This window comes from Bacillus sp. FSL K6-3200, from assembly GCF_038630485.1.
Lineage (GTDB): Bacteria > Bacillota > Bacilli > Bacillales > Bacillaceae > Bacillus > Bacillus safensis.
In genome coordinates this window covers 2,363,032-2,387,911 of record NZ_CP152032.1, presented here as the reverse complement: position 1 = coordinate 2,387,911, position 24,880 = coordinate 2,363,032, and the positions used below count along the sequence as shown (strand labels likewise).

Annotated in this window: 24 protein-coding genes; 4 read left to right on the top strand and 20 right to left on the bottom strand. The window is 40.9% G+C overall.

Features of this window, described 5'->3' with window-relative positions; translation table 11 throughout:
* Positions 1–104: 104 nt before the first annotated feature.
* From MHI60_RS12020 to MHI60_RS12010, 3 genes are all read right to left on the bottom strand, one after another.
* Entirely contained in the window at positions 105–938 is an 834-nt protein-coding gene (locus MHI60_RS12020) for an undecaprenyl-diphosphate phosphatase (protein ID WP_039183288.1), read from the bottom strand.
* Positions 939–1,065: 127 nt separating this feature from the next.
* Positions 1,066–2,208 (bottom strand): AI-2E family transporter, encoded by a 1,143-nt coding sequence (locus MHI60_RS12015; RefSeq protein ID WP_144483342.1) that lies wholly within the window; start codon positions 2,206–2,208, stop codon positions 1,066–1,068.
* 73 nt (positions 2,209–2,281) lie between these two features.
* Positions 2,282–2,665, bottom strand: a complete 384-nt coding sequence (locus tag MHI60_RS12010) for a DoxX family protein (protein ID WP_144483345.1) — start codon at positions 2,663–2,665, stop codon at positions 2,282–2,284.
* A gap of 197 nt (positions 2,666–2,862) precedes the next feature.
* On the opposite strand from MHI60_RS12010, the gene MHI60_RS12005 reads away from it, so the two are divergent.
* Positions 2,863–3,855 carry a Gfo/Idh/MocA family oxidoreductase gene (locus MHI60_RS12005; protein ID WP_144483348.1) on the top strand — a complete coding sequence of 331 codons (993 nt, stop codon included), beginning with the start codon at positions 2,863–2,865 and terminating at the stop codon, positions 3,853–3,855.
* Positions 3,856–3,928: 73 nt separating this feature from the next.
* Here the strand turns inward: MHI60_RS12005 and MHI60_RS12000 are convergent, their stop codons facing one another.
* The 5 genes from MHI60_RS12000 to MHI60_RS11980 all read right to left on the bottom strand — a co-directional run bounded on the left by MHI60_RS12000 (position 3,929) and on the right by MHI60_RS11980 (position 12,960).
* Entirely contained in the window at positions 3,929–4,453 is a 525-nt protein-coding gene (locus tag MHI60_RS12000; RefSeq protein WP_144483351.1) for a type 1 glutamine amidotransferase domain-containing protein, read from the bottom strand.
* A gap of 90 nt (positions 4,454–4,543) precedes the next feature.
* A complete protein-coding gene (locus tag MHI60_RS11995) occupies positions 4,544–6,535 on the bottom strand; it encodes a methyl-accepting chemotaxis protein (RefSeq protein ID WP_144483356.1) in 1,992 nt (663 codons plus the stop codon).
* Between the two features lie 164 nt (positions 6,536–6,699).
* Positions 6,700–8,676 carry a methyl-accepting chemotaxis protein gene (locus MHI60_RS11990; RefSeq protein ID WP_144483359.1) on the bottom strand — a complete coding sequence of 659 codons (1,977 nt, stop codon included), beginning with the start codon at positions 8,674–8,676 and terminating at the stop codon, positions 6,700–6,702.
* A gap of 175 nt (positions 8,677–8,851) precedes the next feature.
* On the bottom strand, positions 8,852–10,843 hold the full coding sequence (locus tag MHI60_RS11985) for a methyl-accepting chemotaxis protein (protein ID WP_144483362.1): 1,992 nt from the start codon (positions 10,841–10,843) through the stop codon (positions 8,852–8,854).
* Positions 10,844–10,968: 125 nt separating this feature from the next.
* Complete coding sequence (locus tag MHI60_RS11980; protein WP_144483365.1) at positions 10,969–12,960, bottom strand: methyl-accepting chemotaxis protein; 1,992 nt, start codon at positions 12,958–12,960, stop codon at positions 10,969–10,971.
* 156 nt (positions 12,961–13,116) lie between these two features.
* Here MHI60_RS11980 and MHI60_RS11975 point away from each other — a divergent pair, with 156 nt between their 5' ends.
* The gene (locus tag MHI60_RS11975; RefSeq protein ID WP_095409437.1) at positions 13,117–13,857 is read left to right on the top strand and encodes a protein-glutamine gamma-glutamyltransferase; all 741 of its coding nucleotides are present in this window, start codon (positions 13,117–13,119) and stop codon (positions 13,855–13,857) included.
* A gap of 21 nt (positions 13,858–13,878) precedes the next feature.
* Here MHI60_RS11975 and MHI60_RS11970 read toward each other — a convergent pair whose 3' ends face one another.
* From MHI60_RS11970 to MHI60_RS11945, 6 genes are all read right to left on the bottom strand, one after another.
* Positions 13,879–14,127 (bottom strand): hypothetical protein, encoded by a 249-nt coding sequence (locus MHI60_RS11970; protein WP_048237293.1) that lies wholly within the window; start codon positions 14,125–14,127, stop codon positions 13,879–13,881.
* 24 nt (positions 14,128–14,151) lie between these two features.
* Positions 14,152–15,183 (bottom strand): nitronate monooxygenase, encoded by a 1,032-nt coding sequence (locus tag MHI60_RS11965; protein WP_144472281.1) that lies wholly within the window; start codon positions 15,181–15,183, stop codon positions 14,152–14,154.
* Positions 15,184–15,199: 16 nt separating this feature from the next.
* Complete coding sequence (locus MHI60_RS11960; RefSeq protein WP_144483368.1) at positions 15,200–15,601, bottom strand: secondary thiamine-phosphate synthase enzyme YjbQ; 402 nt, start codon at positions 15,599–15,601, stop codon at positions 15,200–15,202.
* 127 nt (positions 15,602–15,728) lie between these two features.
* Positions 15,729–17,021, bottom strand: a complete 1,293-nt coding sequence (locus tag MHI60_RS11955) for a hemolysin family protein (RefSeq protein ID WP_044332481.1) — start codon at positions 17,019–17,021, stop codon at positions 15,729–15,731.
* Between the two features lie 48 nt (positions 17,022–17,069).
* Entirely contained in the window at positions 17,070–17,744 is a 675-nt protein-coding gene (locus MHI60_RS11950; RefSeq protein ID WP_024423288.1) for a zinc metallopeptidase, read from the bottom strand.
* An 80-nt stretch (positions 17,745–17,824) separates the two neighbouring features.
* Positions 17,825–18,049, bottom strand: coding sequence for a hypothetical protein (locus MHI60_RS11945; protein ID WP_048237296.1), 225 nt, complete (start codon positions 18,047–18,049; stop codon positions 17,825–17,827).
* Positions 18,050–18,175: 126 nt separating this feature from the next.
* Between MHI60_RS11945 and MHI60_RS11940 the strand changes: the two genes are divergently transcribed.
* Positions 18,176–19,162: a potassium channel family protein gene (locus tag MHI60_RS11940; protein WP_095409440.1), complete on the top strand. Its 987-nt coding sequence runs from the start codon at positions 18,176–18,178 to the stop codon at positions 19,160–19,162.
* On the opposite strand, the gene MHI60_RS11935 is transcribed toward MHI60_RS11940, so the two are convergent.
* The 5 genes from MHI60_RS11935 to MHI60_RS11915 all read right to left on the bottom strand — a co-directional run bounded on the left by MHI60_RS11935 (position 19,159) and on the right by MHI60_RS11915 (position 23,861).
* On the bottom strand, positions 19,159–19,560 hold the full coding sequence (locus MHI60_RS11935; protein ID WP_024423291.1) for a YugN-like family protein: 402 nt from the start codon (positions 19,558–19,560) through the stop codon (positions 19,159–19,161). The two genes, MHI60_RS11940 and MHI60_RS11935, sit on opposite strands and share 4 nt — an antisense overlap.
* Before the next feature lie 29 nt (positions 19,561–19,589).
* A complete protein-coding gene (locus MHI60_RS11930; RefSeq protein ID WP_024423292.1) occupies positions 19,590–19,808 on the bottom strand; it encodes a spore germination protein in 219 nt (72 codons plus the stop codon).
* A gap of 112 nt (positions 19,809–19,920) precedes the next feature.
* Positions 19,921–21,276, bottom strand: coding sequence for a glucose-6-phosphate isomerase (locus MHI60_RS11925; RefSeq protein WP_144483371.1), 1,356 nt, complete (start codon positions 21,274–21,276; stop codon positions 19,921–19,923).
* A 126-nt stretch (positions 21,277–21,402) separates the two neighbouring features.
* On the bottom strand, positions 21,403–22,575 hold the full coding sequence (locus MHI60_RS11920) for an iron-containing alcohol dehydrogenase (protein ID WP_144472275.1): 1,173 nt from the start codon (positions 22,573–22,575) through the stop codon (positions 21,403–21,405).
* Between the two features lie 122 nt (positions 22,576–22,697).
* The gene (locus MHI60_RS11915; protein WP_034282535.1) at positions 22,698–23,861 is read right to left on the bottom strand and encodes an iron-containing alcohol dehydrogenase; all 1,164 of its coding nucleotides are present in this window, start codon (positions 23,859–23,861) and stop codon (positions 22,698–22,700) included.
* A 144-nt stretch (positions 23,862–24,005) separates the two neighbouring features.
* On the opposite strand from MHI60_RS11915, the gene MHI60_RS11910 reads away from it, so the two are divergent.
* Complete coding sequence (locus tag MHI60_RS11910; RefSeq protein ID WP_003212952.1) at positions 24,006–24,242, top strand: DUF378 domain-containing protein; 237 nt, start codon at positions 24,006–24,008, stop codon at positions 24,240–24,242.
* A 69-nt stretch (positions 24,243–24,311) separates the two neighbouring features.
* On the opposite strand, the gene yugI is transcribed toward MHI60_RS11910, so the two are convergent.
* Entirely contained in the window at positions 24,312–24,704 is a 393-nt protein-coding gene (gene yugI / locus MHI60_RS11905) for a S1 domain-containing post-transcriptional regulator GSP13 (protein ID WP_095409444.1), read from the bottom strand.
* Between the last annotated feature and the right edge of the window lie 176 nt (positions 24,705–24,880).

Here is a 24,880-nt window from a genome sequence, read left to right as displayed (position 1 = left end):
TTTATGAAAAAAATTCTTATTCTACCAATTAAGAGGGTGTTTTTACTGTTTAATTAAGCGAAATAACAAAAAAACTACTCTTTATAAAAGAGTAGTTTACAGTATTACATGAACAGGATAAATAAAATCACACCTAGGATAATTCTGTATATCGCAAAAGGCACCAGTTTGATTTTATTGATTAGTTTTAGGAAGAATCGAACAACAAAGAGAGCCACAACAAACGCACTCACAAAGCCGACGATAAAGAATGGCAGCATGTCTGTTGTTAAATATTCGGCATTTTTCACAAGGGTTAACAAGCTTGCTCCCGCCATAATCGGCATCGCCATGATAAATGTAAAGTCTGCCGCAGCACGGTGATTCAAACCAAGAATAACCCCACCTGCGATTGTCGAACCTGAGCGCGAGAAGCCTGGCCATAATGCCAAACATTGAAACAGTCCGATATAAAGCGCCTGTCTGTAAGTCATGTTATCGACAGAGCTTGTTTCTGTTTTCCGTTTATTGATCCAGTCAGCGACAAGCATCAGCACTGCCCCTAAAATCAAACCGACAGCGACCGTTCTGACGTCAAACAAGTATTTATCAATATAATCTTCAAATAAGAAGCCTAAAATGACGGCAGGAACAAGTCCAACAGCAATTTGGGCAATGGTCAGTTTATGCCCGCTGCGCTTTTGTTCTTCGGTGATATTTTTCTTTAAGCCCAATAAGTTTAAAATACGATCTTTAAACACGATCATGACAGCTAAAATTGAGCCTAACTGAATCACGACTTTAAATGTGTTGGCCGCTTCTGGCGTAATAATTTCCTTTGATTTTAACCAAAGATCATCGACAATGATCATGTGACCTGTAGATGAAACAGGTGCGTACTCTGTTAATCCTTCGACAATTCCTAAAACCAGTGCCACGAATAAATCCCATAGATTCATGATTTTCTTTCCTTTCAATTCTGATCTTTTGAACACGCCAAACATCTATGTCCACATAAAGACAAGCTTCCTTCATCGAAAGCTCGTCTTTATGATACTATATTTTTTTCAAAAAAAGATTATGACATCAAACCTTTTCTTCTTTATACAAATTGGACCGCATTTTGAACCAATCAAACAAGTGGGTCGTGATGACCTTCAGAACGGCATACGTCGGAATAGCGACAATGATGCCGACCACGTTGAACAATTTACCAGCTGTTAATATAACAAAAATAATCGTAATGGGATGAATATGCAGGTTTTTCCCCATCACCTGAGGAGAAATGAATTTCCCTTCAACTAGCTGAACCACTGTCCAGACTATAATAAGTTTTAACAGCATTACCGGTGACGTCACAAGTGCAATCACAATCGCTGGTGTAATCGCAATTGTTGGACCAAGGTAAGGCACTATGCTTGTACATGCAGCAATGATAGCGAGCAGCAGCGCATAGTCAAGTCCAATGATCATATAACCGATTAACAGAAGAACACCGATACAGAAGCTGACAATGATCTGTCCGCGAATATACGAGCTCAGACGGTGGTTCATTTCGTGAAGCATGATATGTGTATGTTCCCTCATTTTACTTGGGAAAAATTTCAATAGATAGTCAGGCAGCTTTTTGCCGTCTTTTAATAGATAAAACAGAATGAACGGCACAGTCACGATCGAGATGATAACTTCTGTGAGCGCCCCTAAGAATGTTCCTACACCGGTAAAGGTGCTTTCCAAAATCTTCGTCGCTTGACTGGATGCTTTACTTACCAATTCAGACACGTTAAAGTTCATCGAGTTTTGCACTTGACTAATAAAGTTACTTCCTGTTAATTGTCTAATTTGATCTTCTACCGTATCGACGTATTTCGGAAGATTATGAAATAGACTCATGGTTTGAGCTTGTAAAAAAGGAATAATGGACACGATGGTCACTGTAATAATCCCAATAATGACAATATATAAAAGCAAAATGGAATAGATCCGCTTGATTCTTGCTTTCTCTAACAAGTTGACAATTGGATTTAATAAATAATACACGACCCCCGTTAAAATAATCGGTAAGGCAATGGTTTTGACGAGTACAATGAGCGGTGTGAAAATAAATGATGTTTTCATGAAAACAAGGATATTCAATCCAATTAATAACAGAACGAGTAAAAAGAGAACAAACTTGTTATCAAGAAAAATTTTTTTAAATCGACTGCTCCACATTTGCATAGAGTTCATATCGTTCCTCCAAACACGGGCTATTTTATGAGTAAATTGTACACTACTTGATCATGATATGGTCGTCATTGTTTCAGCTTTTTTTCCATTTTGCAATAGACATCGCCCATACAATGAGAATCGGCTGTCCAATAAGCCTTATCCATAGCAAGGCTTGTTCTGTATTTTCTTGACCTGGAAATGGTATTCCCTCACGTGCAGCAAATAAGTTTGCGGGGAAAACGAGTACAAGATAGACAGCAATGAATTTTGCCGCTGCGACCCTGACATTCGGCAAAAGCAACAGCACGGCCAGCAGCCATTCAAGACATGCAGTCGCATAGACCATTACATATGGAAATGGCCAACCTGGCATCATGCGGGCAAAGCCGCTCGGCTCTATCACATGAAAAATACCAGCCGCTATGAATAAAAGCGCAAAGGTGTATGTACTTCCTATATGCAGGACGCGCTTCATGTTTCCTCCTCTCCCTTCTATCCTGAGTATTACCCGAAGAAGGAAGAAACTACCCACTTTTCGTACATTTATATCCTTTATGTAAGACGCATCAGCCTATATAAAGGTTTCATCGGCTTTTCAATAAAAAGAATATTCTTTCATACAAACGCTTTCAAAGCATGTATAATCAGAGAAAAGCAGAAGGAGGGAATGACATGATTCGATTTGCTGTCATCGGAACGAACTGGATTACAGATCGATTCTTACAGGCTGGTGAAGGAGTTGCTGATTTTACATGTACAGCCGTCTATTCACGGTCCGCTGAAAAAGGACAGGCCTTTGCCGAAAAATATGGGATTGATACGGTTTTTACGAACTTACAACAAATGGCGGAAAGTGATACGTTTGATGCCGTGTATATTGCGAGCCCAAATGCCCTTCATAAAGAGCAAGCCATGTTGATGATGGAGCATCAAAAGCATGTTTTATGCGAAAAACCATTCGCCTCTCATCGAAAAGAAGTGGAAGAAATGATTGCCGCAGCGAAAAAACATCAAGTGTGTTTGATGGAAGCGATGAAAACGACATTTCTGCCAAACTTTCTTCAAATCAAACAGCATCTTGATCAGCTTGGACCTATCAGGCAAGTGGTCGCGCATTACTGTAAATATTCCTCAAGATATGATGCCTATCGAAACGGCGAGCTTCCAAATGCCTTTAAGCCTGAGCTATCCAATGGTTCTTTAATGGATATCGGTGTGTATCTCGTCTACCCAGCCATATACTTATTTGGTCTGCCGAATCAAATTACCGCGAGGGGCTATAAGCTTTCTTCTGGTGTGGATGGGAACGGCTCAGTCCTTTTACAGTATGACGGGCATCAAGCACTTCTTTTTCATTCTAAAATTTCAACGTCTCATTTATCGGCTGAAATTCAGGGCGAAGATGCCACGATGGTGATTGATCAATTCCACCGTCCTTCACAAATCACGATACATGACCGTGACGGACATCAAACTGACGTCTCTCTCAAAGATGATCAGCCAGCTATGTCTTATGAAATTAATCATTTTATTGAGTGTATTCAGCAAGGAATGGGGCAGTCTCCGGTCAACACTTTTGCCCTATCTGTTCAAACCATGTCCGTCATGGATGAAGCGAGAAGACAAATGGGCGTGATGTATCCTGCCGACAGACAAAATGTATAGGGCATGAAATGATGAACAAAGGGCGAAATTATTTTTTGTTCGCCCTTTGTTTTTTACGTTTCGCGTCAGTCGTTTATTTTGACGCTAACACATCCGCAAATGCTTTCACATACGGCGGAAGATCTGGCGGACGTCTGCTGGAGATGAGGTGGCCATCTGTGACCACTGCCTCATCGAACCAGTCCGCACCAGCATTTGTCATATCATCTTTAATACCAGGTGTACTTGTCACTTGTCTGCCTTTCAAGATTCCTGCTGAAATCAGCACCCAGCCGGCATGGCAAATCTGCCCGATTGGTTTTTCCTTCGCATCAAATGTACGGACGATCTCTAATACTTCTGGATAGCGTCGCAGTTTATCAGGCGCCCATCCACCAGGGACTAGCACAGCATCATAATCATCAGCTTGGATGGAATAAAAATCTGCATCTGATACCGCCGGCACACCATACTTCCCGATATACTCATGATTTGCTTTTTCACCTACAAGATGGACAGTCGCCCCTTCTTCTCTTAAACGCAGAACCGGATACCATAGCTCTAAATCTTCAAAATCATCACTGACAAACGCAATGACCTTCTTATTTGATAAACGCATACTATCTCTCCTCTTCTTTTAATTACTTCTATTGTACGAGATGACCTCTTAAAAAGAAAAGCGGTTCCCCTTGAGGAGAACCACTTGACCTTATTCGCTGATCTTGAATTTTTTAATTAAATCACGTAATTCTTCCGCCATTTGGGAAAGAGTCGTGGATGAAGAACTAATCTCTTCCATAGAAGCAAGCTGCTCTTCAGCAGATGCTGCGATATCTTGGATACTTGCTGAACTCTCTCTTGATACATCTGCAATTTCATTCACTGCTTTAGAAATTTGCTCAGATCCTTTTGAAAGCTCGCGCACCGTTGTATTCATTTCATTAATTCTTGCTGCGATTTCCGCTGTTTGCTCATTTATTTGTGAGAAGCTTTCTTTCGTTTGATCTGTAATAGTAAGACCATTTTTCACTTCTTCATTCACTGCTTTGAACATATTTTGAGATGTTTCAATTTCAGAGACGATTTCATTCACAAGCTTTTCAATCTCTTTTGCTGAATCCGATGATTGAACCGCTAGTTTACGGACTTCTTCCGCAACAACAGAGAAGCCTCTGCCTGACTCGCCTGCGCGTGCTGCTTCAATGGCAGCATTTAGTGCAAGTAAGTTCGTTTGATCCGCAATGCCGTTAATCACGCCTAGGATGTTTGTGATATCTTTTGATTTATGTTCTAGTCCGTTGATCACACCTTCAGCTTCTTTTACTGAATGGTCAATCGTCTTCATTTGGCCAACTGTTTGCTCCACAAGCTGTCCACCTGTTTCCGCGACTGTTTTTGATTGAACAGATGACGCTGTGATGACATCAGACGTTTCGGCAACTTCGTTCAGTCCTTCATTCATTTGTTTTAAATGAGCCGCGCTTTGCTCCACCATTTCGTTTTGATTTTCGTTGCCGTTTGAGAATGTTTCAATAGATGATGTAATATGTTCGGTTGCTTTTGTTGTTTGACCTGCGCTCGCCGTCAGTTCTTCAGATGATGAAGCGACATTCTCAACAGATGTTTGTACAGCTTGAATGACATCTCTTAGGGACTCACTCATTTCATTAAAGCTTGTGCCAAGCTGTCCAATTTCATCTTTTGAGCGGACATCAATTTTTTCTGTTAAATCTCCCTGACTGATCTTCTTCGAAGAAGAGACAAGAGTGGAAAGCGGTTTTGTAATGGAACGGATGATAAAGAAGATCAAAATTCCGCCAATGATAAGCGCACCGGCTAAAATGATGGTGGCCATGTTAAAGACTGGCTGTGCAGCTTCTTCTACTTCACTGACAAACATCGTCCCGGCAATCTTCCAGCCAGTCGCCTTGTTTGTGGTAAACTCCATTTGCTTTTCTTTTCCTTCAAACATATAGCTCATCGATCCGTTATCTTGTGAATACAGTTTTTCTAACCATTCACCACCAGATATTTTTGTTCCCGCTTTTTTATTTGGATGAGCCACATATGTGCGATCTGGACTTCCAATAAAGGCAAAGCCTTGTTTCCCAATATTAATGCTATTGGACTCTTTAACTAGATTTGCAATATTTAGGTTCATCGCGATGACGCCTGATCCATCCTCTAGTTTTTTAGAAATCGTTACCACAAGTGTACCGGTTGAAGCCGTTGCATATGGTGCTGAAACAGACAGCTCACCGTTTTTCGCCCAGCCGTCTTTATACCAATCACGCTCAGTTGCGACATAACCTGCAGGCATTTTTTGATTAGGATATCTTGAAAACACTTTGCCATCACTTGAAGCGACAAAAATGCCTTCTGTGTCATCATTCATACTCATGAACTGCTCAAAGCGTCCTTGAATATCGGTCGTTCCTTTTTGCTTGAGCTTTTTCTCCGTGATCCATTTGCTAAAGAAATCGGCTGCGTCTGTTTTCACTTTTACAACCTTCGTAATATTTTTATCTAGCTGCTCTACGTTTTCCTTAGCACTTTGCATAATTTGATCATTTAAGGAAGTGCTTGCCGTATGGTATGAAGATAATGCCAATACGATGATTGGACATAAAAGAATAAATAAGAAAGAGAATACGAGCTTTTTTGAGATAGATGGCTTTCTGAAATACTGTATGAATTTCATAAAAAAGAAAACTCCTTTTAGTAAGATAGTATATATATCGGAAGTACTACTATGTTCTTTACTTTTTTAACTTATTAAAGTCTAAATAAGTCCAATTTACCCAATTTATATGCATCGAATGGAAAAACACCTGACGATTTGGCGTCAGGTGTTTCGCTACTCTCTTACATTTTAAATTGTTTAATGAGCTCTCTAAGTTCTTCTGCCATCTGAGATAAAGTGGCAGACGATGAGCTGATTTCTTCCATAGATGCCAGCTGCTCTTCTGCTGAAGCCGCGATATCTTGGAAGCCTGCTGAGCTTTCTCTTGAGAGCTCTTTAATTTGATTCACTGCATGGGAAATATCATTTGAACCATGCGATAGTTCTTTGGCTGATCCGTTCATTTGTTTCATTTGTTCTGTCATTTCTGATGTTTTATCAGTGATTTTCTCAAAACTCACTTTCGTTTCATCTGTAATGTTTAATCCAGATTGTACTTCTCCTGCTACTTGTTTAAACATTTTCTGCGATTTTTCTATTTCCTCCACAATTTCGTTCGTCAGGCTTTCAATTTCTTTTGAAGAGCTTCCTGACTGCTCTGCCAGCTTGCGGACTTCTTCTGCGACAACAGAGAAGCCTCTGCCTGCTTCACCTGCTCGTGCAGCTTCTATCGCAGCGTTTAAAGCAAGAAGATTCGTTTGTTCCGCAATACCGTTGATGACCCCAAGGATGTTTGTAATATCTTTTGATTTCTGCTCTAAGCCTGCAATGACAAGCTCTGCTTCTTTTACTGCCTGCTCTATAGTTTGCATTTGACCTGCTGTTTTTTGAACGAGTTCTCCTCCAGCCTGAGCGGTTTTGCTCGATTCGATCGACGATTCCATCATATGAGAGGTTGTGTCGACCATATGCGATAGGCTGCGATCCATTTCGTTTAACTGGACCGAGCTTTTTTCGATCATATCATTTTGATGTTCAGTGCTGTTTGAGAACTGTTCAATAGATGATGTGATATGCTCGGTCGCTTGAGCTGTCTGTCCCGCACTTGCCGTTAACTCTTCAGACGAAGCAGCCACATTTTCAATGGAATTTTGGACAGCTTGAATGACTTGTTTCAGCTTTGCTGACATGTCGTTAAAGCTTTGTGCAAGCTTTCCGATTTCATCGTGCGTACGCACTTGAATATGCTGGGTCAAATCACCTTGGCTGATTTTCTCAGCCGATTCAGAGAGCTCTATCAGTGGCTTTCGAATCGATTTAATAATAAAATAAATCGCGATTCCGCCAATGACAATCGCAGCCGCAAGGATGATCATTGTTAAGTCGAGCACTGGCTGTGCGGCTTCTTTTACTTCATTCACATACATCGTTCCAGCAAGCTTCCAGCCTGTTGCTTCATTTGTGTCAAAAAACATTTGTTTCGGCTGGCCATTGTATTCATATTCAAAACTGCCTTCTTTTTTATCATACAGTTTCGAGATGAAGTCACCAGTCAGCTTTGTCCCAGCCTTATCGGTTTTATGGGCAACATAACGCTGATCTGAGGTGGCGACAAACGCATAGCCTTCTTGGCCAATTTTGATGCTGTTTGTATCTTTCACAACCGTATTTAATCGCACATTCACCCCAATCACACCAGATCCATCTGCTAATTGTTCTGATATTGTGATGAGCAGGTCATCTGATGACTTACTTGTAAAAGGATCTGAAATAATGAGTTTCTTCTCTCCCATCGATTGCTGAAACCATGGTTCATTTTTTGCGCTCTTTGCATTATCTTTGTGTATCTCGGAATATTCAGTTAGTTTACCATTTTGATCTGCAACAAATACTTCTACTACATCGTCATCTGTTTCCGATAATTGCTCTAATTTCACTTTGAGTAAATCTTTGTTTTTAGCAGCCAATTCACTCTTTTTGACCGATTTGGATAAGTATGAAACAATGTCAATTTTAGGCTGTATATCTTTATTAATGAGTTCGTTTAATTGTTGAACACCATTTGCAGCGCTAGACATAATCTCATCACTGAGAGACTTTGATGCCACTTCATAAGAAAATGCGGCCAATACGAGAATTGGCACTAGAAGAATCGCTAAGAATGCAGTAATTAATTTCTTCGACATCGTAAAGTGCTTAAAAAAGTTGATTTTTTTCATTTCTCTACTCCTTTTGATTTATGATTTGTGGTCTTTCTCTTCTATTCTTAGGTAATATGAATTATTTTTCAAGGAATAATGTTCAAAAAACCCAAAAAATAAGTATAATTACCCGCTTCTTTTGATTTACTCAAACAAAAAAAGAGCCTCTAGCTGGAGGCTCTTTTCTTCATGTCTATTCAACCTTAAATTTACTTATTAAATCGCGTAATTCTTCTGCCATCGAAGAGAGTGTGGCAGAGGACGAGCTGATTTCTTCCATCGATGCCAGCTGTTCTTCTGCTGAAGCAGCAATGTCTTGAATATTTGCCGAGCTTTCACGTGATACGTCTGCAATCTCACGAACAGCCTCTGACACATGTGCAGAGCCTTTTGAAAGCTGGACAACGGTTTGATTCATTGTTTGGAGCTGGTTAGAAATTTCTTTTGTCATGTCGAAAATATTGTGGAAGCTTACTTTCGTTTGTTCAGTGAAGCTTAAGCCTGATTGAACTTCTCGATTCACCGCAGTAAATACTTCCTGTGATACATCGATGTCTTGCACGATTTCTTTGATCAAATTCTCAATTTCTTTTGCTGAGTTGGCAGATTGAACCGCCAGTTTTCTTACTTCTTCTGCTACAACGGAGAAACCTCTGCCAGATTCACCAGCTCTTGCTGCCTCAATTGCTGCATTTAGCGCAAGTAAATTCGTTTGATCGGCAATTCCATTGATGACACCGAGAATTTGGGTAATATCTTTCGACTTACTTTCAAGTGCACTGATGACATTCTCTGCTTTTTTCACGGACTGATCAATGACATTCATTTGAGAAGCGGTTTTTTCAACAAGCTGTCCGCCTTCCCCTGCGATATCTGTTGATTTGATCGATGAAGCAGTAATAGATTCAGCCGATTCATTCATATTCTGAAGGCCTCGGTTCATTTCCTCTAACTCTTCTGAGCTCAATTCCACTTTATCATTTTGGCTTTCATTTCCGCTGGAGAATTGTTCAATGGCTAGTGTAATATGCTCTGTTGCTTTACTTGTTTGTCCTGCACTGGCAGTCAGTTCTTCTGATGAAGATGCGACATTCTCGACTGAAGTTTGAACGGCTCCAATGAGGGATCGCAATGAGTCAATCATCGTATTAAAGCCTTTACCAACTTGTCCAATTTCGTCATCTGACTGGATCTGAAGCTTATCGCGTAAATCACCTTCGCTGACTTTTTTCGAGAAGCGGGCAAGATTGGATAATCTTTTTGAAATAGAGCGGACGATAAAGAAAATGAGGGTTCCTGCTACAATGAGTGTGACACTGAATACGATAATGGCTGTATTGAAAACGGGCTTTGCCGCTTCTTCTACTTCAGATACGAGCATCGTTCCACCAATTTTCCAGCCGGTTAATTCATTGGTTACATATGCAACCTTTTTATCTGTTCCTTTGAGGGTATAGCTGCCGCTACCTTCTTTGTTTTTAAAAATAATACTGGCCAGATTCTCATTGACCTGACTTCCTGACTTTTGGGTTGGATCTGCTAAAACCGTTTTATCTTTCTCCATGATGAAAGCATAGCCTTTTTGCCCAATTTTGATTTCTTTTAGTTTTTGGAGCAGGCTGTCAATTTCCATATCAAGACCAATGACACCTGAACCATCTTTCATTTTTTGGGCAATTGTGATAACCATTTTACCTGTGGATGCTGCTACATATGGTTTTGTGATGACTTGTTTGCCGTTTTCTGCTTTCAATGCCTCTTGATACCATGGACGTTCTCTTGGATCGTAGCCATCTGGCATCTTTTGAACTGGGTATTGCATAAACAATCCCTTTTCAGAGCCTGCATAGATCGCGGATACATCTTTTTCATTAATTTTTCCAAATTGCTGTAATTCTTTAATGGTCGCATTTCTATTTTTTTCTTGAAGGTTAGACGCTTTGAGCAAGTCTGAAAACAGTGTCACAGCATCTGATTTGTTGCCAATATTCTCATTGATTAAGGTATCAAATGCATTGACCTGACTCATCGCACTGCCCATAATCTGTTTGTCTAGTTCTGTCTTTGATGTAAAAAATGCACTAATTGTCAGTGCCATAGTTGGCAGGATAAGGACTACCAAAAAGGCAATGATTAATTTTTTTGAAATGGATGGTTTTTTGAACCATTGGATCATTTTTCCCATTTTAACTTTCCCCCTTTACTTCTCTAAAGTTATTATCGGATGAAAGGTTTATTTTTAGAGGCTGGAAGTGACCTTTAAAAATAAAAAAAATATCCAGACAATTCTGGATATCTTTTCATCATCATTTAATTAATTTTAAATTGACTTGTGAGCTCTTTTAGTTCCTCTGCCATGTTGGCAAGTGTCACAGAAGAAGAGGTGATTTCTTCCATAGATGCTAGCTGCTCTTCTGCAGAAGCCGCAATGTCCTGAATGTTTGCTGCGCTTTCTCTAGAGACTTGGCGCATCTCCTGCATCGCTTGTGAAACAAGCTTTGAACCGCTCGAAAGGTCAATGGCTGTATCGTTTAATTGCGTCAGTTTTTTCGACATTCCTTCTGCCGCCTCATAAATGTGCTGGAAGCTTTCTTTTGCTTCTTCTGTCATACCGAGTCCTGCGTTTACTTCTCGATTGACTGCTTTGAACATATCTTGAGATTTAGCAATTTCTAACACAATTTCTTGGATAAGCTTCTCAATTTCTTTCGCTGAATCTGCGGATTGGACGGCGAGTTTTCTCACTTCTTCTGCAACGACGGAGAAGCCGCGTCCTGATTCACCTGCTCTTGCTGCTTCGATTGCTGCATTAAGCGCAAGTAAATTCGTTTGATCCGCGATGCCGTTAATGACATTTAAAATACTCGTAATATCTTTAGACTTGTATTCTAATTCTTTCATGACCTGTTCTGCTTCTTGTACAGATGTATCAATATGTTTCATTTGGCTCGCTGTGCTTTCAACAATTCGGCCGCCTTGACCAGCCGCCTCTGTTGATTGAAGTGAGACAGCAGCCACTTCAGATGAGGTTTGTGACATATCTTGTAATCCTTCGTTCATTGCCACAAGCTGATTCGTACTAGATTCGACTTTCTCGTTTTGTGCTTCATTTCCATTTGAAAATTGTTCAATCGACATCGTGATATGCTCTGTTGCTTGACTCGTTTGGCTCGCGCTTGCCGTCAGCTCCTCTGAAGCCGAAGCCACGTTGTCGACAGATTGCTGTACAGCGCGAATGACGTCACGAAGAGATTCACTCATCTTGCTGAAGCTTCTTGTGAGATCTCCTATTTCATCCTTCGATTTGGTTTCGAGGGTTTCTGTTAAATCACCTTCACTCACCTTTTCTGAGAAATCAACAAGCCTTCTCAGTCCAATTGTGATCGAGCGAACGATGAAGAAGATAGCGACACCACCAAGGATAAATGAAGAAATTAAAAGAATAATGGCAGAATTCCAAACTGGCTGTGCTGCTTCTTTTGTTTCTGATACAAACATCGTTCCAGCAATTTTCCAACCTGTTAAATCATTTGTAACAAAAACGATACGTTTTTGTTCTCCTTTATTCTCATAAGTTGATGTTCCTTCTTTTCCGCTGTAAAGGATAGATGAAATATTTCCTGTGACCTTAGATCCTGATTTTTCTTCTGGATGGGCTACAATTTGTTTGTCTTTATTTGCAATAATTGGATATCCTTCTCGTCCAATTTTAATTTTTTTTATTTTATCAACAATGTCTTGCACATCAATGTCGATTCCGATCGCTCCCGATCCGTCCTTCAGGCGCTGGGCAATTGTGACTACCATGCCGTTTGTTGTAGCAGAGATGTATGGGTTGGTGACAACTGGCTCACCTTTTTCATCCTGCATCGCTAGCTGATACCAATCGCGTGTCGTTGGATCATAACCTTTTGGCATGTCTACTTTAGGAAACTGAATGAAATCACGATTTTTACTTGCTGCATAAAATCCAACGACATCTTCTTCGTTGATTTTGCTGTATATCTCCAAATGCTCATACAGTTCGTCCTGGTTTTTCTTTTTAAAGTCTGCACCAGTAGATGTTTCAGTAAAGAGTTTTACTGCGTTTTCCTTATTCACAAGCTTTTGCTGGATCATGTCATTCAGTTCATTTACTCTTGTGTTTGCTCCGTACATGATCTCATGATCTAATTCTTCTTTGGCAATCTGATATGAAATCGTACTGAGTATAATGATTGGCAAGACGAGAACAAGTGTGAATGAAATAATCAGCCTTTTGGAAATCGATGGTTTTTTCAACCATTTTATTGCATTTTTCATGTTTTTCCTCCTTTTAAACGATATGTTTTATATCGGACGGCTTCATATTATTTTCATGTTTTTCAAATAAAAAGGATGCCTTTTTGTTTATTTTCACAAATTGATTCCTTGCCCAAGCACCTTGCATACGATAATACAAAAGGGGGCGCTTTTCATATGATTATCCTTTCAGGACAGCCAGTGACAAATGAACAGCTGGCATCGTTTCAGCTAGAGGGACAAAAGCGGATCATTTTGATGCAGTTACAGGCCTCGAATGATACGTTCCGTTATAGGCAAGCATCTGATTTGTTATTTGAGGTCACTTTAAGATCGAACATTATGAATGCTGCAAGAGATTTGAATAAGAGTGGTGCCTCATTTGCCATCTTTCAAAGGTCTCGTGCAGATGAGGCGTTTTGGCGTGTATCGGAAGCAGGAGCACTAGAGCTGCGCTATCAAGTGGAGCCAGCTAGAGGCATTAAAGACATTTTTGAAAATGGTTCAAAATATGCATTTGAATGTGCAACGGCGATTGTCATTGTGTTTTATATGGGGGTCTTGCAAACAGTAGGAGAGGAGAAGTTTAATCGAAGACTCCGCAGTTTAACACTGTATGACTGGCACTATGATACATTGTCGATTTATACAGAGCGCGGGAATGATTTTATCTATGGGGATTGCTTATATTTCGAAAATCCAGAGTTTAGTTACCAGCAGTCGCAATGGCGCGGGGAAAATGTGATTTACTTAGGAGAAGATCAATATTACGGACATGGGCTTGGGATTTTAACAGCGGCAGAAATTATCGACAAACTGAATAAGAGAAGACGGCCAGGTGCAGTTCAATCCGCTTATTTATTACCACAGACTACCCGGATGGATGTGATTTATCTCAGGCAAATGTTTGGCAGTTAAAAAAAGCCTCTTGTCTATTGGTTATGACAAGGGGCTTTTGTATGCCTTGCGTTTACGATAATTTTGGAGTGTGCCAAGCATCGTGTTTGCAAGGACCTCCATCTCTTCTAAATCTTTTCTTGTGACTGGTGGATCGTGCCGGCTCCATTTCACGTATCGAACAAAATAGTAATGGCGAATGGGCGTAAGGACGGCAGGAGATTGTGGAAAGTCATCAAACCAAAATTCAATCTGCCCTTTTTTTCGGTAGGAATGTTTTAAGATGTCCATCCTGTCACACCACCCATCATGATTTTATGTCTGTGTCAGTTCGTGCATGATGTCTTCAACGCTTAAAATCGAGTGAATACGTCCAACGCCCTGTCCTGCCCACAGAGCCATTTGATCAGGGTTACCGCCGGCAGCAGCTGCTTTTCGCATCGGTGTTGTGCATACATGCTGAACTGGATAAGGAAGAACCCTATCTTCATGCAGGCTTTCATCCTCCATCCACTGATTCACAATACCTCTCGCTCTTTTCCCAGAAAAAAGCTTTGTCACCCTTGTTTCACTGCCTTCTGCTTGTAAAATAGCCTTCTTGTATACCTCTGCCGCAGCACTTTCCTGGCTGGCTAAAAACCGTGTGCCGATTTGAACCGCATCCGCTCCAAGCGCTAACGCTGCTTTCACACCTGATCGGTCCGTGATGCCTCCGGCGGCAATCAAAGGCACACGGCAGAGCGCTTTGACATCAGAGAATAAACTGATTAGTCCCAGCAGGGCGTCTCCTTTTGCATGTAAAAATGTGCCGCGATGCCCCCCTGCTTCACTTCCTTGCAGAACAATGGCATCCATTCCTTTTTCCTCTAAAAGCAGTGCTTCCTCTTTTGTTGTGGCCGTTCCGATTAAAAAGATTCCCTTTTGTTTTAAGCGGTGAATCGTTTGTTCATTTGGGCAGGCGAATGTAAAGGACACGATAGGAACGTCTTCTTCCAGAAGAATGCTGATTTTCTGTTCAAAATCATCCCGCAATTCTTCTTCACTTGTAATCCTATCAGCTGCGGGCCATACAGGCAGTCTCTTCTCCCAAAACGCCATATCCTCTTTTTTCACATCTGGAATTGGCTCTGGTACAAACACATTGACCTGAAACAGGCGAGATGTCAGCTGTTTGACCTGTCTAATCTGCTGTCTCAAATCGTCAGGCTGCACATATCCACTTGCCAGGCTGCCAAGCCCCCCGTATTCTGAAACAGCGGCTGCCAGCTGCGGTGTCACAGACCCTCCTGCCATAGGCGCTTGAATGATTCCATGTTCGTTTTTCGGTAACCTTTTGATATCCCCCATTTATTTCCCCCATCTCTTACTCGTTTGATGACACTTGTACATAAAAATGCCGATATCTTGGCCCGTCAAACTCACAGAAATAGATTCCCTGCCACGTGCCAAGCACAAGATCCCCATCATGAATGAGAACATGCTGAGACGCCCCCATATAACTCGCTTTCATATGTGCTGCCGTATTTCCTTCCATATGGCGGTCCTTTGGATGTTCCCACGGAAAGACTTCATCTAGCCGGCGAAGCATATCCCGTTTCACATCTGGATCCGCATTTTCATTAATGGTCATCCCTGCTGTCGTATGTGGACAATAGACGATGACAGTTCCGTTTTGTATGCCTGTTTCCCTGACATAATGACGAACCTCGTGTGTGACGTCGATCATGTCATCGCGTCTGTCTGTTTGTATATTGATTATTTTCATTTGAACTGCTCCTTTTTGACGTTTCTATAAAACCATACCCTTTTTATGCGCGATCAATCAGCAGAAAACAAATCCTCTTACCTAAAGTTTACCAAGCAAAAAAACCTCGTCAAGCAATGCGAGGTTTTTAAGAAAAGTGAACCTTTTTGACTTCAATGGTTCGAATATGGTGGTCTTCAGCATCCATGATGGTAAATTCACAGCCTTCTGCTTCAATCGTATCTCCAATGTCAAAATCAAATTTATGGGTCATCATCCAGCCAGCAATTGTATCAACATCATCATTCTCAATGGCTAAATCCAATAAATCATTTACTTCATCAATCAATGCTTTCCCATCCATCACATAATGGAAATCACCTTTTTTAACGATGTGAGGTGTTTCATCCTGATCATATTCGTCTCGAATCTCTCCGACGATTTCCTCTAATATGTCCTCTACTGTGACAAGTCCCGCTGTTCCTCCGTATTCGTCTACGAGCACTGACATATGAATTCGTTCCTTTTGCATCAAAATGAGCAATTCTTGAACAGGCGTACTTTCAATCACTCGTATCACCGGACGCATTAAGTCTTCAATAGATACATCTTGATTTAGGAAGCTAGCCTTAAATACATCTTTGCTATTGATAACACCAATCACATGATCTTTGTCTTCTTTAATAACAGGGTAGCGTGTGTACCTTTCGTTCAGCATATAATGGGTCACGTCTTCCAGGGTCTGTTCAATCTCTATGGCTGAAATTTCTGTACGCGGGATCATAATCTCTCTCGCCACTCGGTTATCAAATTCAAAGATTTTATTCACATATTTGTACTCAGATTGGTTAATCTCACCCTTCTCATAGCTTTCAGATAAAATGAGTCGCAATTCTTCCTCACTGATCGCCACTTCATGTTCTTTGACAGAATGATAACCAAATAATTTCACGATGCTTCGTGCAGCCCCATTTAATGCTTTAATAAACGGGTACATGACTTTATAGAAAAAGATGAGTGGTTTTGCTGTCACAAGGCTGACGGCCTCTGCCTTTTGAATGGCAATTGTTTTAGGCGCGAGTTCCCCCACCACGACATGTAAAAACGTAATGATCACAAATGCGATGATAAACGAAAGGATGTCAGTCAATGCGGAATGAAGCCCGATTTTTTCAAAAAGCGGATGAAGAAAATGCTCCACCGTTGGCTCACCCAGCCACCCTAAGCCTAAAGCCGTGATGGTAATTCCAAGTTGGCAGGCGGATAAATATTCGTCAAGATTTGATATCAGCTTTTGAACATGGATGGCTCTCTTATCACCGCTTTCAATCAGTTGATTGATTTTAGAGCCTCTAATTTTCACAATCGCAAATTCAGTGACAACAAAAAATGCTGTCGCAGCAATGAGTAATATAACTAAAAATACGTTTAAAATATACAAAAAAACCCTTACCTAACAATGGTAAGGGCTCACCTCCTCTGGCATCAATTAATCATTACGGCCATTTAGGAAGATCATTACAAAACGGAGCAATTCAAACAGGGAGACAAGGGCCGCTGCTACGTACGTCAGAGCTGCAGCATTTAACACCTTGTTCACGCCTCTTTCTTCACTGCTTCTAATGATTCCTTCTGAAACAATGATATCTTTTGCACGAGAACTTGCATTAAACTCGACAGGCAATGTCACAAGCTGAAAGAATACAGCTGCTGAGAACAAAATGATCCCAAGCCCGATTAAGTTAAGGCTGCTGAGCAAAATTCCACCAAGGAAAAGAAGCGGAGCAACACCAGATGCAAAGTTCACGACAGGAAAGATCTTATGTCTCAAAACAAGCGCACCATAGGATTCCTGATGCTGCAAGGCATGTCCAACCTCGTGTGATGCGACTGAAATGGCCGAAATGGAGTGGCCGTAGTACACAGGTTCAGATAAACGAACCACACGCTGTGTCGGGTCGTAATGATCAGTCAAAGTTCCTCTTACCGGTTCAACAGGCACGTCGTATAACCCGTTGCGATCTAAAATATATCGAGCGGTTTCAGCACCTGTTTTCATACTGGATGCTTCAACCTTTGAATACTTTTCAAAATTATTCTTTACTTTAAATTGTGCCCAAAATGATAATCCCAATGCGGCAAATGTTAAAAAATAAAAAAACAGCATGCTCATCAGCTTCCTTTTATTTTATATATTTATTTACAATTTTAATGACTTTTATGTACCATGTACAGCAAAAAGCACTAGGTCTTTTTCAGGGGAATAACCGCACCAATGAAAAAGAAGAACACACCTAAGCAAGCTGTATAAAAAGTCACTGTACCATAAAGGTCTTGAAAAAAGTGCAGCCATGAAAAATCATTCATAAAATGATTCACAGCATTTAAATCAAATACGAGTAAGATGACAGCTGATGATAAAAAGTGCACGCCAATAAAAAGAAGTACGGTCTTTTGAACGAACGTCATTCGAATTCCCTCCTTCTTCTCCTTTATTTTAAGATATGGGTTCTATTTCAATACATGACGAAGATGAAAAAATGTTTCCTCAATCGGGCATACTGACATTAGCAGTCTCCTGAAAGGAAGAGTCCGATGAAATCAAACCGTATCTTTATTGCTTGGCTAAGGTGGCCACTTTATCTTCGAATTGCTATTATCATCTGTTTCTTGCTTCTCTTTTTTGGACAATTAATCGTTTTACTTGAACCGAAGCAGTATCATACGATCTTTGATGGGATCTGGTGGGCGCTCATTACAGTCTCTACGGTTGGCTACGGTGATTTTGTACCGCAAACCATGCCAGGGCAGGTGGCGGGTATGGCGCTCATTTTTATCGGTGCCAGCTTTGTCACCGCTTATTTCGCCACTCTTGCAGCCGCTGTGTTCAGCAAGCAGCACCATTATGTTGAGGGCAAGGTAGCCTTTAAGGGGAAAGGACACCTGATTATCGTCGGCTGGAATGAGAAAACGAACAAACTGCTTCAGTCGTTTCAAACGATTGATCCAGCCATGCCGATTGTGCTGATTGATGACTCCTTGAAAGAGGGGCCTCTTTTGGAAAATGTTCATTTTATTAAAGGACATGGGACCGAAGATGGCACACTGCGCAAAGCCAACATTACCAGTGCAGATGCACTCATGATTACCGCGGATCAGCATGAAAATGAAGTGACAGCCGATATGCAGAGTGTTTTAACCTTACTTGCAGCAAAAGGATTAAATCCTTCGCTATATTGTTTAATTGAAATCTTAACAGATCGTTACGTGAAAAATGCCGAGCGTGCTGGTGCCAACCAAGTCATTCATACCTCTGATGCAGTGAATCATTTAATGGTTGAACATTTTCTTATAAAAGAACAACTCACGGCGTTAACAAAAAAACGACAAATGACCTTGCATAAAAACGTCGCTATCATACCTGTACCGGCTTCATTGGCTGGAGAAACATTCTTAACAGCGCTCCATCACTTTTTAGAGCATCATGTGATTATCGTCGGCGTACAAAAAAAAGAAGGACCCATGATGAATCCTCCCTTTGGCTATGAGCTTCATCCAGAGGATGAACTGATCAGCCTTTAAAGCAGTGCGTCTTCTAATTCCTTGACGAGCGAAAAACCAATCTCAGCATAAGCCTTTGATACATCTCCATCTTTCTCTTTTGGTTCTTGGAATTGGTTAAAGGATGCGCCCACATTTCCAACCATCGCATGATCATCTAATTTGTCTTGATATACATGCTTTAAAAGAAATGGATGTCCCATTTTCACCACAACACCTGGCTGATCGAGCTGGCCTTTCTCGGCTGTAAAAGGAACTCTGAGAAAGGTATAGCCATCACGGTTATCAATTTTATAATCAAAATACCCGTGATCATAATCCCAGTTGCCATTAATGACATAACCGAGCGGCTTCATCGTTTCTTCTAAATGGTAAAGTGAAAAGCTTTCACCAGGAAGCCTGGATGGTACATGAATCATACGAAACCCTCCTTTTTGTATAGGTTTCGTTAAAGAGAGGAATTCATACATTTCCCCCTTGTGATTTGTACATTGTTTGTAAACGCGGCATCAAATAGGCTTTGATTGGTTGATTGATTCGTCTCGTTATCACTGCCAGAACCTGCTGTTTCCTTCGTAGCACTTTTAGAACAAATGCGTCCGACATTGCCAAAGTTAACGATCGCCTGGCCAGAAATATCATGAATATAAATATGATTCGTCCTCATTTTTCACCCTCCTCCATTCATTATTCTATGTACAGAACACAGGAAAGCTTGCACAGGAACCTGAAGAAAACAAAAAAGGCACACCTTTATGAAAAGGTGTGCTTTTTCATTCTTATGATTGTTTCAGGCGGCTTTCAAGTTCTGCTTTTTTCTCTTCAAAGCCTGGTTTTCCTAGTAAAGCAAACATATTCACTTTATAAGCTTCTACTCCAGGCTGATCAAATGGATTGACGCCTAGTAAATATCCAGACATCGCACATGCTTTCTCAAAGAAGTAAACAAGGTATCCGAATGTATAAGCATCCATCTCAGGAATTGTCACGATGAGATTCGGTACTTTTCCATCTGTATGGGCAAGCATCGTTCCTTCAAATGCTTTTTTATTGACGAAATCAACCGTTTTTCCTGCTAGGTAGTTCAAACCATCAAGGTCTTGTTCTTCTGCTTCAATCACAAGCTCATGTCGAGGCTTGTCTACATTCACGATTGTTTCAAACAAGTCTCTTCTTCCTTCTTGAACATATTGACCAAGTGAATGAAGATCTGTTGAGAAGTTAGCAGATGAAGGATAGATTCCTTTTTCATCTTTCCCTTCACTTTCACCGAATAATTGCTTCCACCATTCTGCGAAATATTGAAGGCCTGGCTCATAGTTAATCAGCATTTCAATCGTTCTGCCTTTATTGTAAAGGACATTGCGAACGACAGCATATTGGTAAGCCGCATTTTCAGAAAGCTCAGATGAAGCGAAGTCTTCGCTTGCTTTTGCCGCACCTTCCATCATCTGATCAATGTCTGCTCCGCTCACAGCGATTGGCAAAAGGCCGACTGCTGTTAATACAGAATAGCGTCCACCAACATCATCAGGGATGATAAATGATTCATAGCCTTCTTCAGTTGCTAATGTTTTAAGTGCACCGCGTGCCTTGTCGGTTGTGGCATAAATACGTTTTTTCGCTTCTTCAGCACCGTATTTTTCAATGAGGAGCTTTTTAAAGATACGGAACGCAATGGCTGGCTCTGTTGTTGTACCAGATTTTGAAATCACGTTAATGGAGAAATCCGCATCTTCTAATAGATCCATTACATCTGTTAAATAAGAAGAACTGATGTTGTTTCCAATAAAAATAATTTGCGGAGTCTTGCGCTTGCCTTTTGGCAGAATGTTATAGAAAGAATGGTTCAAAAACTCAATCGCCGCACGTGCGCCTAGATAAGAGCCTCCGATTCCAACAACAAGCAGGACGTCAGAGTCAGACTTAATTTTATCTGCACTTTTTTTAATGCGGGCAAATTCTTCACGGTCATATTGCTTCGGCAAGTCAACCCAGCCTAAATAATCGCTGCCTGCACCCGTTTGTTCATGAATATTATGATGGGCTACCTTCACAAAATCTTTTAAATATGTAAGCTCATGTTCTTGAAAGAAAGGTAACGCTTTCGAGTAGTCAAATTGAATATGTGTCATCGCTTGTAAGCCCTCCATTACGTTAGTTCTGTCCCTTTCACTTTAGCGGAACTAGCTTTTGAAATCAAGTGATCGTCACTGGCATGGCAAAAAGCCGCTTCTCTGGATGAGAAGCGGCAATCTGAATTATAAAGAAGCTTTCAAAATAGAAAGAATGTCATCACGATTAAGTTTCATAAAGTTACCAAAACCACCGTATTCCATTTCTTTTGCTGCAATGTCGGCAATTTTGTCCAGCTGATCTTCACCAATGTCATAATCCGCTAAACGACTTGGTGCACCGAGGCTTGTCCAGAATGCTGACAGTTTGTCGATTCCTTCTAATGCGATGTCACGATCTGACTTTCCTTCTGTTTCGATGTCAAACATGTTCAGCATAAGGTTTTTAAAACGTTCTACATTATGATCGAGGGTGTGGCGCATCCAGTTTGGGAAGAGGATGGCAAGTCCGCCTGCATGCGGAATGTCATAGACAGCCGATACAGCATGCTCAATCGTATGCGATGCCCAGTCGCCAAAGTAACCCATTTGCAGCGTGCCATTTAAAGCAATCGTTCCTGCATAAAGGATGGTTTCACGGTGCTCATAGTTTTGTAAGTCTTCAAGAAGCTTTGGTGCTGTCTCGATGACTGTTTGAAGAACAGCAAAACACATTCGATCTTGTAGAGGCGTGTTTTTGACATTATGGAAGTATTGTTCAAATACATGGCTCATCATATCAACCATGCCATACACCGTCTGATTCTCTGGGACAGAATATGTGTGCTCAGGGTCTAGAATTGAAAATGCAGGATGAGTAACTGAACTTCCCCATACATATTTTTCATTCGTTTCCCAGTTTGTGATGACAGAGTCTGGATTCATTTCTGAACCAGTTGCTGCAAGTGTCAGCACTGTGCCAAACGGCAATGCTTTTTGAGCGGTTGTTTTCTTTGAAATAATATCCCACACATCACCGTCATACTCTGCTCCGGCTGCAATCGCTTTTGTACAGTCGATCACACTTCCGCCGCCGACGGCTAATAAGAAATCAATTTTCTCATTTTGGCAAATATCAATTCCCTTTTTCACTGTTGTGAGGCGCGGGTTTGGTTCAACGCCAGAGAGCTCAAACACTTCAGCATCTGCTTCATTTAGCGCACTGATGACATTGTCATAAAGACCATTTTTCTTAATGCTGCCTCCGCCATATACAAGTAACACTCGTTTACCATAACGAGCGAGTTCGCTTTTGAGTCCTTCTAGCTGTCCTTTTCCAAACATCAATTTTGTTGGATTATAGTAAATAAAATTCTCCATCTGTTGAAACATCTCCTTACAACGAATATATCCAAAAACATGAAAGACTACTGTAACATATGTACACGATGAACTCAAAAAAAGATAACTGCCCGCAAGAGCAGCTATCTTTTTTTGTTTAATTATAAAGAAGCGTTCAAAATGGCTAAAACATCTTCTTTGTTTAGCTTTTTAAATTGACCAAATTCACCGCGTGCCATTGCACGGTCTGCAATTAAATCAATTTTCTCATCGTTAATGTCATAATCCGCTAAACGGCTTGGTGCACCAAGACTTGTCCAGAAAGCTGACAGTTTGTCGATTCCTTCTAAGCCAACTTCTTCGTCTGTTTTGCCCGCAGGGTCTACATCGAATACACGCACCGCTAATTGTTTAAAACGGCCTGGGTTTTCTTGAATCACATGCTTCATCCAGTTCGGGAACAAGATCGCAAGTCCGCCTGCATGAGGGATATCATAAACAGCAGATACTGCATGTTCAATGTTGTGAGACGCCCAGTCACCACGTGCCCCCATTGAAAGCATTCCATTAAGCGCAATTGTGCCAGTGAATAAAATCGTTTCACGCAGCTCATAGTTCTCTAGATCGTTGATCAACTTCGGTGCTGTTTCAATGACAGTGCGGAGAAGTCCTTCACACATACGATCTTGGTAAGGTGTATTTTCTGTGTGATGGAAATATTGTTCGAACACATGTGACATCATGTCAACCATGCCATAAATCGTATGGTTTTTAGGCACAGTGAATGTGTTGACTGGATCAAGAATAGAGAATTTCGGGAAAACTGCTGGACTACCCCAGCCATACTTCTCATTTGTTTCCCAGTTTGTGATAACTGATCCAGAGTTCATTTCAGAGCCTGTTGCGGCAAGTGTTAGCACAGTACCGAACGGAATAGCTTCCATAGGGACGTGCTTACGTGTCACGATATCCCAAGCATCTCCATCGTACTTCGCACCAGCTGCGATTGCTTTTGTCGCATCAATGACACTGCCGCCGCCTACTGCCAAAATAAAATCAATGTCGTTCTCTTTGCAAAGCTCGACTCCTTTTCTTACTGTTGTTAAGCGCGGGTTAGGCTCCACACCAGCAAGTTCAGTGATTGCAGCTCCTGATTCTTTTAGGATGCTCACAACTTGGTCATAAAGGCCGTTTCGTTTAATACTGCCTCCACCATATACAAGTAATACGTTTTTTCCGTAGTGTTTGAGTTCATCTGAAAGGGCTGATACTTCTCCCTTTCCAAAAATTAATTTCGTTGGGTTCCAATAAGTAAATCGATCCATGTGATCTCCTCCTCGCGCTACATTATGCGCCTGATTCATTCCAAAAGTAAAGTAATTTGCTTTCATCCATTTTCTTACGCATAGTTTGGCTGAAAATCTGCAAAATATAAATGTATTGATGCTGTAGCGAAAGGAGGAATCACGATGAGTGCTATTCAGCGTATTGCCCTCGTGCTCACGATTATCGGTGCTATTAACTGGGGACTAATCGGCTTTTTTCAATTTGACTTAGTAGCAGCGATCTTTGGCGGACAAGGTTCTGCATTATCACGTATTATTTATGGTCTTGTTGGAATTGCAGGTCTTGTCAACCTTGGTCTGTTGTTCAAACCAAGCGAAGAAGCTGTTCGCCGTGACGAGCCGAACCCAGAAGTTCGTTAAATAAAAGGACATAAAAAAGGCTGCCTACATGAGGCAGCCTAAGGCACCGTTTGAAGCGGTGCTTTTTTATTATTTCTTGATAAGGTCTTTACGGTTTGATTGCTCAATCCACTCTTCAAGTTTATCTTTAAGCGTATTGAAACCTTGTGGTGTAGCAGCTTCTTCTTTCACTTGCTGTGGTCTTTGTTTCTTTGGTTTGCTTTCTTTTCTTTCAGGTGCATCTTGTGTCGCACGAATAGAAAGGCTGATTTTACCTGCATTTTCATCAACAGAAAGAACTTTTACTTGTACTTCGTCACCAATTGAAAGGTGCTCGTTGATGTCTTTTACAAAGCCATGTGTTACTTCAGAAATATGCACAAGTCCTTGAGTTTCTTCATCTAATGCAACAAACGCACCATACGCTTGTAATCCTGTTACTTTACCAGTGTAAACACTGCCTACTTCAAACTTTGTCGCCATGATAACAACTCCTAAATAAATGTTTTAATATTCGTTTATACGCAATTAAAAACTATATCATAGAACGGCCAGTTACGCAAAATATTTTTTAAATGGGTTTAGATTAGATCAAAAGGGGGAATACCTGAAAACAAGAATGCTTTCTAGTATTCCCCCCTAATTTGTGAGGCATGAGT